Genomic DNA, 14,512 nt, shown 5'->3' on the forward strand with positions numbered 1-14,512 from the left:
CGGTAAAAGACGGCGCTATGTGGATTGGCATAATTAGCCTGTTTCCTGAAATGTTCCGCGCAATTACCGATTACGGGGTAACTGGCCGGGCAGTAAAAAATGGCCTGCTGAGCATCCAGAGCTGGAGTCCTCGTGACTTCACGCATGACCGGCACCGTACCGTGGACGATCGTCCTTACGGCGGCGGACCGGGGATGTTAATGATGGTACAACCTTTACGGGACGCCATTCATGCAGCAAAAGCCGCGGCAGGTGAAGGCGCAAAGGTGATTTATCTGTCACCTCAGGGACGCAAGCTTGATCAAGCAGGCGTCAGCGAACTGGCCACGAATCAAAAGCTGATTCTGGTATGTGGTCGCTACGAAGGTATCGATGAGCGCGTGATTCAGACCGAGATTGACGAAGAATGGTCTATCGGCGATTACGTTCTCAGCGGTGGAGAGTTACCGGCAATGACGCTGATCGACTCCGTTTCCCGGTTTATTCCGGGTGTGCTGGGTCATGAAGCATCAGCAATCGAAGATTCGTTTGCTGACGGGTTGCTGGACTGTCCGCACTATACCCGCCCTGAAGTGTTGGAAGGAATGGAAGTACCGCCGGTTCTGCTGTCGGGAAACCATGCCGAGATACGTCGCTGGCGTTTGAAGCAGTCGCTGGGCCGCTCCTGGCTTAGAAGACCTGAACTTCTGGAAAACCTGGCTCTGACTGAAGAGCAAGCAAGGTTGCTGGCGGAGTTCAAACAGGAACACGCGCAACAGCAACATAAACATGATGGGCTGGTCTGAGACCCCCAAATATCAGTTTACCCAGGATAAGAGATTAAATTATGAGCAACATTATTAAGCAACTTGAACAAGAACAGATGAAGCAGGACGTACCTTCCTTCCGTCCGGGTGATACCGTGGAAGTGAAAGTATGGGTTGTTGAAGGTTCCAAAAAACGTCTGCAGGCATTTGAGGGCGTGGTTATCGCTATTCGTAGCCGCGGTCTGCACTCTGCATTCACTGTTCGTAAAATTTCCAACGGCGAAGGCGTTGAGCGTGTCTTCCAGACTCACTCTCCGGTAGTTGACAGCATTGCTGTTAAACGTCGTGGTGCTGTACGTAAAGCTAAACTGTACTACCTGCGTGAGCGCACTGGTAAGTCTGCTCGTATTAAAGAGCGTCTTAACTAAGATTCGCGCAAGCGACATCCTGTTAGAAAGGGCTGGCCGAAAGGCTGGCCCTTTTTTTATCCTCAAACGCACCATGCGTTAACATTTGGTTGTTAAATCATTTACAATGCCCTCATTCATTGGAGGGTAGTGTGAGCGGCAGAGCATCCAACATCACAGCACTGAAACAGTGGGCCGCCAGGCTTGCGCTGTTGGCTATGGCGCTGATTATCTTTGCTCCGCTGGTCTCTGTGTCGCTACAGCAATCGCCGATGAGCGCGATGCCCGGTATGCACCATGAGATGAGTATGCCAATGCCCACTCATCATTCGATGCCGGACAGTATGCCCATCGACCACGGCGAGGCCTGTGGCTACTGCGTGCTGTTGGCCCATGTTCCCGGCATGATGCTGGCGCTGTGTGTACTGCTGTGCGCGCTGTTGCTGCGCGTGACGATTACCTCTTTCCCGCCGCTGGTGACCCACTGGCGCTATTTCCCCTGGCTCTTCCCCGATACCCGCGCGCCGCCGCGTTTGTCTGCTTTACCTGCTTAAAAATGATAAATGACGCTTTAGCGTCACACCTCTTTTCGCATGTATGAAGGAAGAGTATGACAACCTGCACCTCGCGGGCGGCTTGGGTGCACCTGCTGCGCCGCCTGCATTTTTTTATCGGTCTGTTTGTTGGGCCATTTATTTTCGTCGCGGCCCTGACGGGCACACTGTATGTCGCCACACCGCAGCTAGAGAACCTGTTGTATCGCGATGCGCTACACGGCACCGTTGGCGGAGAGCGGCAGCCAATAGCCGTGCAGATTTCGGCTGCGGAACGCGCATTGAATACGCCGTTGCGTCTGAGCGCCGTTCGACCTGCGTTGGAAGCGGGTGAAACCACACGCGTGATGTTTGCCGATCCGGCGCTTCAGGCCTCGGAAAATCGCGCCATCTTTGTTGATCCGGTAACGTTGGCGGTGAAAGGCGATATGACGGTCTATGGCACCAGCGGTATTTTACCGCTGCGTCAGTGGATTGATTATGCGCATCGCTCGCTGCTGCTGGGGGATATGGGGCGTTTGTACAGCGAGCTGGCCGCCTCGTGGATGTGGGTGGCGGCGTTGGGGGGAATCGTTCTTTGGGCCTTTACCCGCCCTAAGCGGCGTATCAAAAATCGTCTGCAGAATACGCGCCGCGTTCATGTCACCCTTGGCTGGTGTCTACTGGCGGGGATGCTGCTGTTCTCCGCCACCGGCTTAACCTGGTCGCAGTGGGCCGGAGGGAATGTCGATAAGCTGCGCGCTGCTTTTGATTGGCTGACACCGCAGGTCAATACCCAACTGCACGGCGGTGAGATGATGGCGATGGATCCTCATGCGGAGCATCGCGGCCATGCTGACGAGATGACGCCGCATGCCTCGCCGATCGCCTGGGATCGGATCGATGCCGTCCTTAACGTTGCTCAGCGCGGCGGCATCGATGCAACCCATCTGGAGATCCGCCCGCCGCGTAGCGCCGATCGCGCGTGGACGGTAACTGAGATCGACCGACGCTGGCCTACGCAGGTCGATGCCGTTGCGGTTGATCCGCACTCTCTGGCGATTATCGACTATACGCAGTTTGCTGATTTCCCGCTGATGGCAAAGCTCACGCGCTGGGGTGTTGATTTCCATATGGGGATCCTGTTCGGTTTACCAAACCAGCTTTTGTTGATCGCCTTTGGGCTGGCGCTGTGCGTGGCGATTGTGATGGGCTATCGGCTCTGGTGGATTAAACGTCCAGCTCAGATATCGATCAGCCCGCTGCAAACGCTGACGCAAAACTGGCTGGCATTGGCGCTGCCTGCGCGTACTGTAACACTTGTCGTCACCGTGGCACTTGGTCTGGCGTTGCCGGTGATGGGGGCAAGTTTGCTGCTGTTTGTTGCCATTGACTGGGGGCGCTGGCGCAGCAGGGTCGCACAGGGATTATCGCGCGTAGCTGAATAGCGCGCTTAACTCAGGGTGAACGCATTGGCGTTCGCCCTTTTTTATACCTCTTAATTAAAAGTGTAATTATTATTGTACACTTTAACGGCGATTATTTTGCCATTAATAGGGTGGTGTAAATAATAATTTACGTATTTTGGATTGATATCTTTACTCGTTGTGATATTGTGAGTTCACCTCATTGAGGAAACAACTATCGCAAACGAGCCATAACAGGTAATGCCATCATGCAAAAAGACGCGCTGAACAACGTAAATATCGCCGATGAACAGGTTTTGATCACCCCGGATCAGCTGAAAGCTGAATTCCCGCTCACCGTTGAGCAGGAAGCGCAAATCGCCCAGTCACGTAAAACGATTTCTGACATTATCTCCGGTCGCGATCCGCGTCTGTTGGTAGTGTGTGGGCCTTGCTCCATCCACGATCCTGAAGCTGCCATCGAATATGCGCGTCGATTTAAAACACTGGCGGAAGAGGTCAGCGATAGCCTCTACCTGGTGATGCGCGTCTATTTTGAGAAGCCGCGTACCACCGTCGGCTGGAAAGGGCTTATCAACGATCCGCACATGGATGGCTCGTTTGATGTGGAAGGCGGACTGAAAATTGCCCGTCGTCTGTTGGTTGAACTGGTCAGCATGGGGCTGCCGCTGGCAACCGAAGCGCTGGATCCGAACAGCCCGCAGTACCTGGGCGATCTGTTCAGCTGGTCAGCGATTGGCGCGCGTACCACAGAATCACAAACTCACCGCGAAATGGCTTCTGGCCTGTCAATGCCGGTCGGTTTCAAAAACGGCACCGATGGCTCGCTGGCGACCGCCATCAACGCGATGCGCGCAGCGGCGATGCCGCACCGTTTCGTGGGTATCAACCAGGCCGGTCAGGTTTGCCTGCTGCGCACTCAGGGTAACCCGGATGGTCACGTAATTCTGCGCGGTGGTAAAAAGCCGAACTACGGCCCGGAAGATGTCGCGCAGTGTGAAAAAGAGATGGAACAGGCGGGACTGCGCGCATCGCTGATGGTAGATTGCAGTCATGGTAATTCCAATAAAGACTACCGTCGTCAGCCTGCGGTAGCGGAATCCGTTGTCGCGCAGATCAAGGACGGTAACCGTTCCATTATTGGTCTGATGATTGAGAGCAATATTCACGAAGGCAATCAGTCTTCCGAGCAGCCGCGCTGTGATATGAAATACGGCGTATCGGTAACCGATGCATGCATCAGCTGGGAAACAACCGATGCGCTGCTGCGTGAGCTCGACAAGGATTTACGCGGCCATCTGGCGGCTCGTCTGGCGTAAGAGGATTGTATGGTTGCTGAACTGACCGCGCTACGCGATCAAATTGATGAAGTGGATAAGGCGCTGCTGAACCTGCTGGCGAAGCGTCTGGAACTGGTGGCGGAAGTTGGCGAAGTCAAAAGCCAGTACGGCCTGCCGATTTATGTTCCGGAACGTGAGGCTTCAATGCTGGCTTCGCGTCGCAAAGAGGCTGCCGCATTAGGCGTGCCGCCGGATTTGATTGAAGACGTGCTGCGTCGGGTGATGCGCGAGTCCTACTCCAGCGAAAACGACAAAGGCTTCAAAACGCTCTGTCCGTCGCTGCGCCCGGTGGTGATTGTCGGCGGCGGCGGCCAGATGGGGCGGCTGTTTGAAAAAATGCTGACCCTGTCCGGCTACCAGGTGCGGACGTTGGAAAAAGAAGACTGGGCAAACGCGCCAGAAATGGTGGCGGATGCCGGTATGGTCATCGTCAGCGTGCCAATCCATGTGACTGAACAGGTGATTGCGAAGCTGCCGCCATTACCTGCGGACTGCATTCTGGTGGATCTGGCCTCGGTGAAAGCCGGGCCGATTCAGGCGATGCTGTCGGCACATTCGGGGCCTGTTGTGGGGCTGCACCCGATGTTTGGCCCTGACAGCGGCAGCCTGGCCAAACAGGTGGTGGTCTACTGCGATGGTCGCCAGCCTGAAGCCTACCAGTGGTTCCTTGAGCAGATTCAGGTTTGGGGCGCGCGTTTGCACCGTATCAGCGCGGTTGAGCATGACCAGAATATGGCGTTTATCCAGGCGCTGCGTCACTTTGCGACTTTCGCCTATGGCCTGCATCTGGCGGAAGAGAACGTGCAGTTGGAACAACTGCTGGCGCTCTCTTCACCGATCTACCGCCTGGAGCTGGCGATGGTAGGCCGTCTGTTTGCCCAGGATCCGCAGCTGTACGCCGACATTATTATGTCGTCCGGCAACAACCTGGCGCTGATCAAACGCTACTACCAGCGCTTTGGCGAGGCAATTGGCCTGCTGGAGCAGGGCGATAAGCAGGCGTTTATCGACAGCTTCCGTAAGGTGGAACACTGGTTCGGCGACTACGCGCAGCGTTTCCAGAGTGAGAGCCGCGTCCTGTTACGCCAGGCGAATGACAGTCGGCAGTAACCGAAAACTGTATATACTTGAAAGCCAGGGGAAATCCTCTGGCTTTTTTTATGGGATGAAGACGATGGCTGAAGCAAACCTGCTGTTTGATTACACCGGACATCTGCCGGAATGCCCGACCTGGAGTGACGCCGAGCAGGCGTTGTACTGGGCGGACATCATGGAGTGTGAAATTCACCGCTATGTGCCCGCAACGGGCGACCACCAGATCTTACAGTTCCCGGAAGAGGTGGGCTGTTTTGCGCTGCGGGAGAAGGGGGGCTTTATCGTCGCGCTACGCAGCGCAATCTGGCTTGCCGATAGCCGCGGTCTGCTCCAGCATAAAATCTGCGATAACCCAAGCAATCCACAGCTGGCGCGCTTTAATGACGGCGGCACCGATCGCGATGGACGTTTTTATGCCGGTACCTTCTGGGGGCCGGGTGACTACAACGGTGCGCTGTTGGTGAGGGTCGATAACCAACTGAGACCAAAGGTGATTCAGTGTGATATTCACGGCGCGAATGGTCTGGCATTCAGCGCGGATAAACGCTGGATGTACACCTCGGATACGCCGAACGGGGTGATTTATCGTACGCCGTTGGACGCCGACGGCGAGCCGGGAACTCGGGAGATTTTCCGCTTGTTTAAAGACGGTGAGGGGATCCCGGACGGCGCGGCCATCGATGAAGAAGGCTGTTACTGGAGCGCGATGTTTGACGGCTGGCGAGTGGCTCGCTTCTCGCCAACGGGAGAGCAGCTTGCGGAATATCGTCTGCCGGTGCGTTGCCCGACAATGGTCTGTTTCGGTGGCGCGGATATGCGTACGCTGTTTATTACCACGACGCGTGAGAATATGTCGGCTGATGAGGTGGCGAAGTATCCACTGTCCGGCGCTATCTTCACCCTGCCTGTGGCGGTGGCAGGGATGAAGAAACGGCCTTTTATCGAACGTTAGACCGGGTCGACCGGTACGACGTTTTCGCTTGGGTAGCAACCCAGCACTTTCATCGAGCGGGTAATACCGGAAAGCTCTTTCAGCGCCTTTTGCATCGGCAGCGCGTCCAGGTTCGCCTGGACGTCGAGATAAAACATCTCTTCCCACGGATTGCCGTGAATCGGGCGCGATTCGAGCTTGGTCATGATCAGGTTGTGATTACGCAATACCAGCAGCGCTTCAACCAGCGCACCGGCCTGCTGCCCGGTGGCGATCAGCAGGGTGGTTTTCGCTGGCACCTGGTCGGAGACGTTCACCGCCTTGCGCGCCAGCACCAGAAAACGTGTGATGTTCTGCGTCTGATTGGCCTGGCAGTGTTCCAGCACCTGCAAACCATACAGCTTGCCGCCGGCTTCGCTGCCCAGAGCCGCGACGGTTGGTGAGTTGGCCTGCGCCACTTTCTCCATTGCTGCCGAGGTGCTCTCGGTGTACTCAATTTTCCACTGCGGATAATGGCTCAGGAACTGGCTGCACTGCTGGAACGGCTGCGGGTGGCTATACACCGTCTCAATGGTGTCGAGTGTGGTTGTACCGTTTACCAGCACGCAGTGGTCGATAGGGACCGTCATTTCACCCACGATCGACAGGCTAGTGTGTTGCAGCAGGTCGTAGACGTCGTTAATACCGCCGGAGCTGGTGTTTTCAATCGGCACCACGGCGTAGTCAGCCTGACCGGTCTCAACCTGGTTAAAGATATCGGCAAACTTCAGGCAGCCGCTTTCGATGAACTGCTCAAAGTGGCGGGCCGCGTACTGGCGGGCCGCCAGATGCGAGTAGGAACCTTTCGGGCCCAGAAACGCGATACGCGCTGAATGTGGGTTAATCTTATTCAGGTGCTGCTGGAGCAGCGTTTGCTGGGTAAGCACGGAATCTTCAATGATGAGCTGGAACAGGCGGGTGATGTAGTGCGCGTCAAGCTGGTGGGTTTTGCCCAGCGTAATCAAGCGCTCCAGCAGATCACGCTCGCGATCGATGTCGCGGACCGGGCGGTGAGAGGCCAGCTTGGCTTTACCGACCTCAATAGCCAGACCACGGCGCTCGGCCAGCAGGCTCACTAATTTCTCATCAAGGGCGCTTATCTTATCGCGTATCGCCAGTAACGGGTTTTCCGAAGTCATCATGTTTGCCTTTCTTGTTATCAATAAAAAAGGCCCCCCGGTGTGGGAGGCCTTATTGTTCGTCTTCGCATTCTTTATCACACGACGAAACGCCTCCCATTCAGGGGAAGGTAAAAAAGAATGCGAAGAAAAACGGTAGAAGTTTCACTATCAGGTTAAATCCTTAGCGTGATGAGGTTTTACAGTACTCGTTCTGTTTTCGTTCTGTCAATAAAAAACGCGCCCGAAGGCGCGTTGGCGATACACATTAAAGTACAAAGTTCAGTTTACTCTTCTTCAACTTCTTCTACGAAGCTTGCGTCTTTCACCGACGTTGCGGCGCGACGGGCTTCCCCTTTGTGTTGCACCTTATTGAGCTGCCGTTCCAGCTTGTTGATCAATTCGTTAATGGCGGTGTACATATCTTCATGTTTCGCACTGGCGACCAGATGCCCGTTCGGGGTGTTCATCGTGGCGTCCGCTACAAATCCCTGTGGCTCTTTGGACAGAATGATATGCGGGTTGATTAAGTGGGTTTGCCATTTTTCCAATTTTGCGAGACGGTCTGCGACATGCTGGCGAATAGCCGGAGTAATTTCCATTTGTTTACTGGTAATGTTCATTGTCATAAATTTTACCTCTTGTCTTTCCGTCTTGGTGATTCCAGCATACCTCGGATTTGCTTAAAATGTGTGATAAAGATCACATTATTTTGTCACTTTTTGTCAGCGCATTCATTTTGTGAGTCAAGACAGGAAGAAGTGATTTTTTACTTGTCGATTCGGGAAAATACAGCCATATTTGATAGGATAACCTGGCGCTAAACCGCTTCAGCAAGTCATTAAAACGAATAAAAAAACGGCAGCCATCGGGCTGCCGTTTTGCTTTCTAAAAGGTTTGAATCAGGACTGAGTGCTTTTGCCGTTGGCGGCAATGATTTTCGCGACTTTATCAGCCTGTGCCGTCATCTGCATTTCGCGGTAGGCATTTTCCATCTTCGGCAGAGCATCGCGAGTCGCCTGAGTATCCGGGAAGTTACGCATCATGTTTTCGACGCGGTTTACGACAGCAACCCACGCGCCGCGGGCGGTGTAGTAATCAACAACGGAAAGTTCATACTTCGCCAGACGGTCTTTCAGGAAGATAAGACGTTTGTTGGCGTCGGTGACGTATTGACTGTTCGGGTAGCCGCGCACCAGCTTCGAGAAGTCGTTAAATGCGTCACGGGCGTGCTGCGGATCGCGGTCGGAGCGGTCTACGCCAAAGAAGCCCTGCAGCGCGCTATCGTCCAGCGCCATGTTGGTTAAGCCGCGCATGTACATCACGTAGTCGATGTTCGGGTGCGTCGGGTTCAGACGAATGAAACGGTCAATGGCGGCCTGAGCCAGCGGCAGATCGGCATTTTTGTAGTATGCGTAGATCAGATCCAGCTGTACCTGTTGAGAATATGGCCCGAACGGATAGCGGTTATCCAACGCTTCCAGTTGCGTTATTGCCTGTTTCCAGTTACCGTCCTGCAGCTTTTGCTGAGCAGTTGCGTAGATTTCATTAGGCGGATTATCAGGAACCTCTTCCTTTGAACCAGAGCACCCCGCCAAAGCCAGGCTCAACGTGGCCGCTGCCACCAGATATTTCATGCGCGTCATGACGTTTTGACTTTCCTCAAAATGTTTATACGGGATATTCACAGTTCCTGTTCCCGATTAAGACCAGCTACAATAGCACACTATATTAAACGGCGAAGCCGTAAAAACCCAACGTTAACGAAGAAGCTGTATATGGCACAACGAGTACAACTCACCGCAACGGTGTCCGAGTCACAACTCGGTCAACGCTTAGATCAGGCTTTGGCCGAAATGTTCCCTGATTATTCGCGATCGCGCATAAAAGAGTGGATCCTCGACCAGCGCGTTCAGGTCAATGGCAAAGTTTCAGACAAGCCGAAAGAAAAAGTCATGGGTGGCGAGTCCGTCGCTATCGATGCTGAAATCGACGAAGAGATCCGCTTTGAAGCGCAGGATATCCCACTCGATATTGTATATGAAGATGATGATATCCTCGTCATCAATAAGCCGCGCGACCTGGTCGTTCACCCGGGCGCCGGTAACCCGGATGGCACGGTGCTGAATGCGCTGCTGCATTACTATCCGCCGATTGCCGATGTGCCGCGTGCGGGCATCGTCCACCGTCTGGATAAAGACACCACCGGTTTAATGGTGGTGGCCAAAACCGTTCCGGCGCAAACGCGTCTGGTGGAATCACTGCAGCTGCGCGAGATTACCCGCGAGTATGAAGCGGTGGCGATTGGTCACATGACTGCGGGCGGTACCGTTGAGGAACCGATTAGCCGTCACCCGACCAAACGTACGCACATGGCGGTTCACCCGATGGGGAAACCGGCGGTAACGCACTATCGTATTATGGAACACTTCCGTGTGCACACGCGTCTGCGACTGCGTCTGGAAACCGGGCGTACGCACCAGATCCGCGTGCACATGGCGCACATCACCCATCCGCTGGTGGGCGATCAGGTCTACGGTGGCCGTCCGCGTCCGCCAAAAGGCGCGTCGGATGAGTTCATTTCCGTACTGCGTAAGTTTGACCGCCAGGCGCTGCATGCGACTATGCTGCGTCTCTATCACCCGATCTCGGGGATTGAAATGGAATGGCATGCGCCTATCCCGCAGGATATGGTCGATTTGATCGCCGCGATGCGTGCCGATTTTGAAGAACATAAGGATGACGTAGACTGGTTATGACCAAAATCATTGTCCCGGAATGGCCGCTGCCGCAAGGCGTGGCCGCCTGTAGTTCAACGCGCGTCGGTGGCGTCAGTGAAGGCGCGTGGGATTCACTCAATCTCGGCGCTCACTGTGGTGATAATCCCGAACACGTTGAGGAGAACCGTAAGCGTATGTTTGCGGTGGGCCAACTGCCGTCGAAACCGGTGTGGCTGGAGCAGGTGCACGGTAAAGATGTGCTGCATCTGACCGGCGAGCCTTATGCTTCGAAGCGTGCGGATGCCTCCTACAGTAATACGCCCGGGACAGTGTGCGCGGTGATGACGGCCGATTGCCTTCCGGTTCTGTTTTGCAATAAAGCTGGAACGGAAGTGGCCGCTGCACATGCGGGCTGGCGCGGTTTATGCGACGGCGTGCTGGAAGAGACCATCGCCTGCTTCAAAGACACTCCTGAAAATATCCTTGCCTGGTTTGGCCCGGCGATTGGTCCGCAGGCTTTTGAAGTCGGCCCGGAAGTGCGTGAAGCGTTTATGGCCAAAGACGTCAACGCGGTTAGCGCATTTCGTCCAGCAGGCGAAAAATATTATGCCGACATCTATCTTTTGGCACGCCAGCGTTTAGGGAATATTGGCGTCACCGCCGTCTTTGGCGGCGACCGCTGTACGTTCAGCGAAAAGGATGATTTTTTCTCTTATCGCCGCGACCGTATTACGGGTCGTATGGCAAGTTTCATCTGGCTGATATAACCTATAGAATCAAGACGATCCAGAAGGCAGACATTTTTTTCTCATAGACCAGGTCATTTAACCTTGAATAATTGAGGGATGACCTCATTTAATCTCCTGTAGCAAAATTGACCTATATATGGGAGGAGTCATGCGTCTGGATCGTCTTACCAATAAATTCCAGCTTGCTCTTGCCGATGCTCAGTCACTCGCACTGGGGCACGACAACCAATTTATCGAACCTCTTCATTTAATGAGCGCCTTGCTGAATCAGGAAGGGGGCTCGGTACGTCCTTTATTAACATCCGCGGGCATTAATGCCGGCCAGCTACGCACGGCTATCGATCAGGCGCTGAGCCGTTTACCTCAGGTGGAAGGCACCGGGGGAGACGTGCAGCCGTCTCAGGATCTGATGCGCGTGCTGAATCTTTGCGACAAGCTGGCGCAAAAACGCGGCGATAACTTTATTTCGTCAGAACTGTTCGTTCTGGCGGCGCTTGAGTCTCGTGGCACTCTGACCGACCTGCTAAAAACCGCGGGCGCAACTACCGCCAATATCACTCAGGCAATTGAACAGATGCGTGGAGGTGAAAGCGTGAATGACCAGGGTGCCGAGGACCAACGTCAGGCATTGAAAAAATACACTGTCGATCTGACTGAACGCGCCGAGCAAGGTAAGCTCGACCCGGTGATCGGCCGTGATGAAGAAATTCGTCGTACCATCCAGGTACTGCAACGTCGTACCAAAAATAACCCCGTGTTGATCGGTGAGCCGGGCGTCGGTAAAACCGCCATTGTTGAAGGGCTGGCGCAACGTATTATCAACGGTGAAGTGCCGGAAGGCTTGAAAGGCCGCCGCGTGCTGGCGTTGGATATGGGCGCGCTGGTGGCTGGGGCGAAATATCGTGGTGAGTTTGAAGAGCGTCTGAAAGGCGTGCTGAACGATCTGGCAAAACAGGAAGGCAACGTCATCCTGTTTATCGACGAGCTGCACACCATGGTTGGCGCGGGTAAAGCCGATGGCGCCATGGATGCCGGTAATATGCTGAAACCGGCGCTGGCGCGCGGGGAACTGCACTGCGTCGGTGCGACCACGCTGGATGAATATCGTCAGTACATCGAAAAAGATGCGGCGCTGGAACGTCGCTTCCAGAAAGTGTTCGTGGCAGAGCCGTCGGTGGAGGACACCATTGCGATTTTGCGTGGCCTGAAAGAGCGTTATGAACTGCATCACCACGTGCAGATCACCGACCCGGCGATTGTCGCGGCGGCGACGCTCTCTCACCGCTATATTGCTGACCGTCAGTTGCCGGATAAAGCCATCGATCTTATCGATGAAGCGGCTTCCAGCATTCGTATGCAGATTGACTCGAAGCCGGAAGAGCTCGACCGTCTCGATCGCCGTATCATTCAGTTGAAGCTGGAACAGCAGGCGCTGATGAAAGAGTCTGACGAGGCGAGTAAGAAACGTCTCGACATGCTGAACGACGAGCTGAGCGATAAAGAGCGTCAGTACTCTGAGTTAGAAGAAGAGTGGAAAGCGGAAAAAGCGTCACTCTCTGGGACGCAAACTATCAAAGCGGAGCTGGAGCAAGCGAAAATCGCCATCGAACAGGCGCGTCGTGTCGGTGACCTGGCGCGGATGTCCGAGCTGCAGTACGGCAAAATTCCGGAACTGGAAAAACAGTTGGAAGCGGCGACGCTGTCCGAAGGCAAAACCATGCGCCTGCTGCGTAATAAGGTGACGGATGCGGAGATTGCCGAAGTACTGGCGCGTTGGACCGGTATTCCGGTGGCCCGTATGCTGGAAGGTGAGCGTGAGAAGCTGCTGCGTATGGAGCAGGATCTGCATAGCCGCGTGATTGGCCAGAACGAAGCGGTTGAAGCGGTCTCTAACGCGATTCGCCGTAGCCGTGCAGGGCTGTCTGACCCGAACCGTCCGATTGGTTCATTCCTGTTCCTGGGGCCAACCGGGGTAGGTAAAACCGAACTGTGTAAAGCGCTGGCTAACTTTATGTTCGACAGCGATGACGCGATGGTGCGTATCGACATGTCCGAGTTTATGGAGAAACACTCCGTGTCTCGTCTCGTGGGCGCGCCTCCGGGATATGTCGGTTATGAAGAGGGCGGTTATCTGACAGAAGCGGTGCGTCGTCGCCCTTACTCCGTCATCCTGCTGGATGAAGTAGAGAAAGCGCATCCGGATGTGTTCAACATTCTGCTGCAGGTTCTGGACGATGGTCGTCTGACCGACGGGCAGGGGAGAACGGTCGACTTCCGTAACACGGTGGTCATCATGACCTCTAACCTCGGTTCTGACCTGATTCAGGAGCGCTTCGGTGAACTGGACTACGGGCATATGAAAGATCTGGTACTGGGCGTGGTCAGCCACAGCTTCCGTCCAGAGTTCATCAACCGTATTGATGAAGTGGTTGTTTTCCATCCGTTGGGTGAAAAACACATTGCGTCGATTGCGCAGATTCAGCTGCAGCGTTTGTACAAACGTCTGGAAGAACGTGGCTATGAAACACAGATCTCCGACGAAGCTCTGCAACTGCTGAGTAAAAATGGTTACGATCCGGTGTATGGCGCACGTCCGCTGAAACGTGCTATCCAGCAGCAGATTGAGAACCCGCTGGCACAGCAAATCTTGTCTGGCGAGCTGTTGCCGGGTAAAACCATTCGCCTGGAAGTGAAAGACGATCAGATTGTGGCAGTGCAGTAAGTCACAAAAAGAAGAAAACGAGCCCTACGGGGCTCGTTTTTGTTTAAAAACCAGGCAAAAATAAGATAATTGAATGAAAAATGAGCGTGTGAAAACTTTTTTCTATTTTATGCTTGCGGCTTCTCATTTTCTCCCTATAATGCGCCTCCACTGACACGGAACAACGGCAAACAAGCCGCCGGGTCAACGAGGTTCTCCTGAGAACGTCGGCGAAGAAAGCGAAAATAAACGCTTGACTTCGTAGCAGGGTGGCGTATTATGCACACCCCGCGCCGCTGAGAAAAAGCGAAGCGGCGCTGCTCTTTAACAATTTATCAGACAATCTGTGTGGGCACTCGAAGATACGGATTCTTAACGTCGCAAGACGAAAAATCCATGCCGCGTGTATGAAGAAGGCCTTCGGGTTGTAAAGTACTTTCAGCGAGGAGGAAGGCGTTGTGGTTAATAACCGCAGCGATTGACGTTACTCGCAGAAGAAGCACCGGCTAACTCCGTGCCAGCAGCCGCGGTAATACGGAGGGTGCAAGCTTGAAACGACACACTGTGTCTGTTCTCCGTAATAAGAACAGATAAGCGGTGTGTTCGAGTCTCTCAAATTTTCGCAATCAGAAGTGAAACATCTTCGGGTTGTGAGGTTAAGCGACTAAGCGTACACGGTGGATGCCCTGGCAGTCAGAGGCGATGA

The 14,512-nt window shown here is 54.3% G+C and carries 14 protein-coding genes and 2 other annotated features; of the genes, 10 read left to right on the forward strand and 4 right to left on the reverse strand.

Features of this window, described 5'->3' with window-relative positions; translation table 11 throughout:
• Positions 1 to 17: 17 nt before the first annotated feature.
• The 7 genes from trmD to GY169_RS05660 all read left to right on the forward strand — a co-directional run bounded on the left by trmD (position 18) and on the right by GY169_RS05660 (position 6,500).
• Positions 18 to 785 (forward strand): tRNA (guanosine(37)-N1)-methyltransferase TrmD, encoded by a 768-nt coding sequence (trmD, locus tag GY169_RS05630; protein WP_064543366.1) that lies wholly within the window; start codon positions 18 to 20, stop codon positions 783 to 785.
• Between the two features lie 41 nt (positions 786 to 826).
• Positions 827 to 1,174, forward strand: coding sequence for a 50S ribosomal protein L19 (rplS, locus tag GY169_RS05635; protein WP_006687325.1), 348 nt, complete (start codon positions 827 to 829; stop codon positions 1,172 to 1,174).
• A 131-nt stretch (positions 1,175 to 1,305) separates the two neighbouring features.
• Complete coding sequence (locus tag GY169_RS05640; RefSeq protein ID WP_223882145.1) at positions 1,306 to 1,707, forward strand: DUF2946 domain-containing protein; 402 nt, start codon at positions 1,306 to 1,308, stop codon at positions 1,705 to 1,707.
• Positions 1,708 to 1,763: 56 nt separating this feature from the next.
• Positions 1,764 to 3,134: a PepSY-associated TM helix domain-containing protein gene (locus GY169_RS05645; protein ID WP_167575207.1), complete on the forward strand. Its 1,371-nt coding sequence runs from the start codon at positions 1,764 to 1,766 to the stop codon at positions 3,132 to 3,134.
• A gap of 227 nt (positions 3,135 to 3,361) precedes the next feature.
• Positions 3,362 to 4,432, forward strand: a complete 1,071-nt coding sequence (gene aroF, locus GY169_RS05650; protein WP_064543372.1) for a 3-deoxy-7-phosphoheptulonate synthase AroF — start codon at positions 3,362 to 3,364, stop codon at positions 4,430 to 4,432.
• A 9-nt stretch (positions 4,433 to 4,441) separates the two neighbouring features.
• Positions 4,442 to 5,563 (forward strand): bifunctional chorismate mutase/prephenate dehydrogenase, encoded by a 1,122-nt coding sequence (tyrA, locus tag GY169_RS05655; protein ID WP_167575208.1) that lies wholly within the window; start codon positions 4,442 to 4,444, stop codon positions 5,561 to 5,563.
• Positions 5,564 to 5,627: 64 nt separating this feature from the next.
• The gene (locus GY169_RS05660; RefSeq protein ID WP_167575209.1) at positions 5,628 to 6,500 is read left to right on the forward strand and encodes an SMP-30/gluconolactonase/LRE family protein; all 873 of its coding nucleotides are present in this window, start codon (positions 5,628 to 5,630) and stop codon (positions 6,498 to 6,500) included.
• Here the strand turns inward: GY169_RS05660 and pheA are convergent.
• The 4 genes from pheA to bamD all read right to left on the reverse strand — a co-directional run bounded on the left by pheA (position 6,497) and on the right by bamD (position 9,282).
• The gene (pheA, locus tag GY169_RS05665; protein WP_163448369.1) at positions 6,497 to 7,657 is read right to left on the reverse strand and encodes a bifunctional chorismate mutase/prephenate dehydratase; all 1,161 of its coding nucleotides are present in this window, start codon (positions 7,655 to 7,657) and stop codon (positions 6,497 to 6,499) included. The two genes, GY169_RS05660 and pheA, sit on opposite strands and share 4 nt — an antisense overlap.
• 23 nt (positions 7,658 to 7,680) lie before the next feature.
• Positions 7,681 to 7,806: a sequence feature (Phe leader region), on the reverse strand.
• Entirely contained in the window at positions 7,758 to 7,805 is a 48-nt protein-coding gene (gene pheL, locus GY169_RS23395; protein ID WP_121497579.1) for a pheA operon leader peptide PheL, read from the reverse strand. Its footprint overlaps the feature before it by 48 nt.
• Positions 7,807 to 7,923: 117 nt before the next feature.
• On the reverse strand, positions 7,924 to 8,265 hold the full coding sequence (gene raiA / locus GY169_RS05670; RefSeq protein WP_064543378.1) for a ribosome-associated translation inhibitor RaiA: 342 nt from the start codon (positions 8,263 to 8,265) through the stop codon (positions 7,924 to 7,926).
• A 273-nt stretch (positions 8,266 to 8,538) separates the two neighbouring features.
• A complete protein-coding gene (bamD, locus tag GY169_RS05675) occupies positions 8,539 to 9,282 on the reverse strand; it encodes an outer membrane protein assembly factor BamD (protein WP_064543397.1) in 744 nt (247 codons plus the stop codon).
• Positions 9,283 to 9,414: 132 nt separating this feature from the next.
• Between bamD and rluD the strand changes: the two genes are divergently transcribed.
• The 3 genes from rluD (at position 9,415) to clpB (ending at position 13,827) form a co-directional block, all read left to right on the forward strand.
• On the forward strand, positions 9,415 to 10,395 hold the full coding sequence (gene rluD, locus GY169_RS05680) for a 23S rRNA pseudouridine(1911/1915/1917) synthase RluD (protein ID WP_163448362.1): 981 nt from the start codon (positions 9,415 to 9,417) through the stop codon (positions 10,393 to 10,395).
• Positions 10,392 to 11,123, forward strand: a complete 732-nt coding sequence (gene yfiH / locus GY169_RS05685; protein ID WP_167575210.1) for a purine nucleoside phosphorylase YfiH — start codon at positions 10,392 to 10,394, stop codon at positions 11,121 to 11,123. The genes rluD and yfiH overlap by 4 nt, the downstream gene beginning before the upstream one ends.
• Before the next feature lie 130 nt (positions 11,124 to 11,253).
• A complete protein-coding gene (clpB, locus tag GY169_RS05690) occupies positions 11,254 to 13,827 on the forward strand; it encodes an ATP-dependent chaperone ClpB (protein ID WP_167575211.1) in 2,574 nt (857 codons plus the stop codon).
• A gap of 290 nt (positions 13,828 to 14,117) precedes the next feature.
• Positions 14,118 to 14,352 (forward strand) — a sequence feature (16S ribosomal RNA rRNA prediction is too short).
• Positions 14,353 to 14,512 lie beyond the last annotated feature (160 nt).

The sequence above is a fragment of the Kluyvera genomosp. 3 genome (assembly GCF_011765685.1).
Lineage (GTDB): Bacteria > Pseudomonadota > Gammaproteobacteria > Enterobacterales > Enterobacteriaceae > Kluyvera > Kluyvera georgiana_A.

What these genes read in the sequence shown, in the direction of transcription:
- trmD (WP_064543366.1), top strand. Translation starts at nt 18, where the DNA reads ATGTGGATTGGCATAATTAGCCTGTTTCCTGAAATGTTCCGCGCAATT.
- rplS (WP_006687325.1), top strand. Translation starts at nt 827, where the DNA reads ATGAGCAACATTATTAAGCAACTTGAACAAGAACAGATGAAGCAGGAC.
- GY169_RS05645 (WP_167575207.1), top strand. Translation starts at nt 1,764, where the DNA reads ATGACAACCTGCACCTCGCGGGCGGCTTGGGTGCACCTGCTGCGCCGC.
- aroF (WP_064543372.1), top strand. Translation starts at nt 3,362, where the DNA reads ATGCAAAAAGACGCGCTGAACAACGTAAATATCGCCGATGAACAGGTT.
- tyrA (WP_167575208.1), top strand. Translation starts at nt 4,442, where the DNA reads ATGGTTGCTGAACTGACCGCGCTACGCGATCAAATTGATGAAGTGGAT.
- GY169_RS05660 (WP_167575209.1), top strand. Translation starts at nt 5,628, where the DNA reads ATGGCTGAAGCAAACCTGCTGTTTGATTACACCGGACATCTGCCGGAA.
- pheA (WP_163448369.1), bottom strand. Translation starts at nt 7,657, where the DNA reads ATGACTTCGGAAAACCCGTTACTGGCGATACGCGATAAGATAAGCGCC.
- raiA (WP_064543378.1), bottom strand. Translation starts at nt 8,265, where the DNA reads ATGACAATGAACATTACCAGTAAACAAATGGAAATTACTCCGGCTATT.
- bamD (WP_064543397.1), bottom strand. Translation starts at nt 9,282, where the DNA reads ATGACGCGCATGAAATATCTGGTGGCAGCGGCCACGTTGAGCCTGGCT.
- rluD (WP_163448362.1), top strand. Translation starts at nt 9,415, where the DNA reads ATGGCACAACGAGTACAACTCACCGCAACGGTGTCCGAGTCACAACTC.
- yfiH (WP_167575210.1), top strand. Translation starts at nt 10,392, where the DNA reads ATGACCAAAATCATTGTCCCGGAATGGCCGCTGCCGCAAGGCGTGGCC.
- clpB (WP_167575211.1), top strand. Translation starts at nt 11,254, where the DNA reads ATGCGTCTGGATCGTCTTACCAATAAATTCCAGCTTGCTCTTGCCGAT.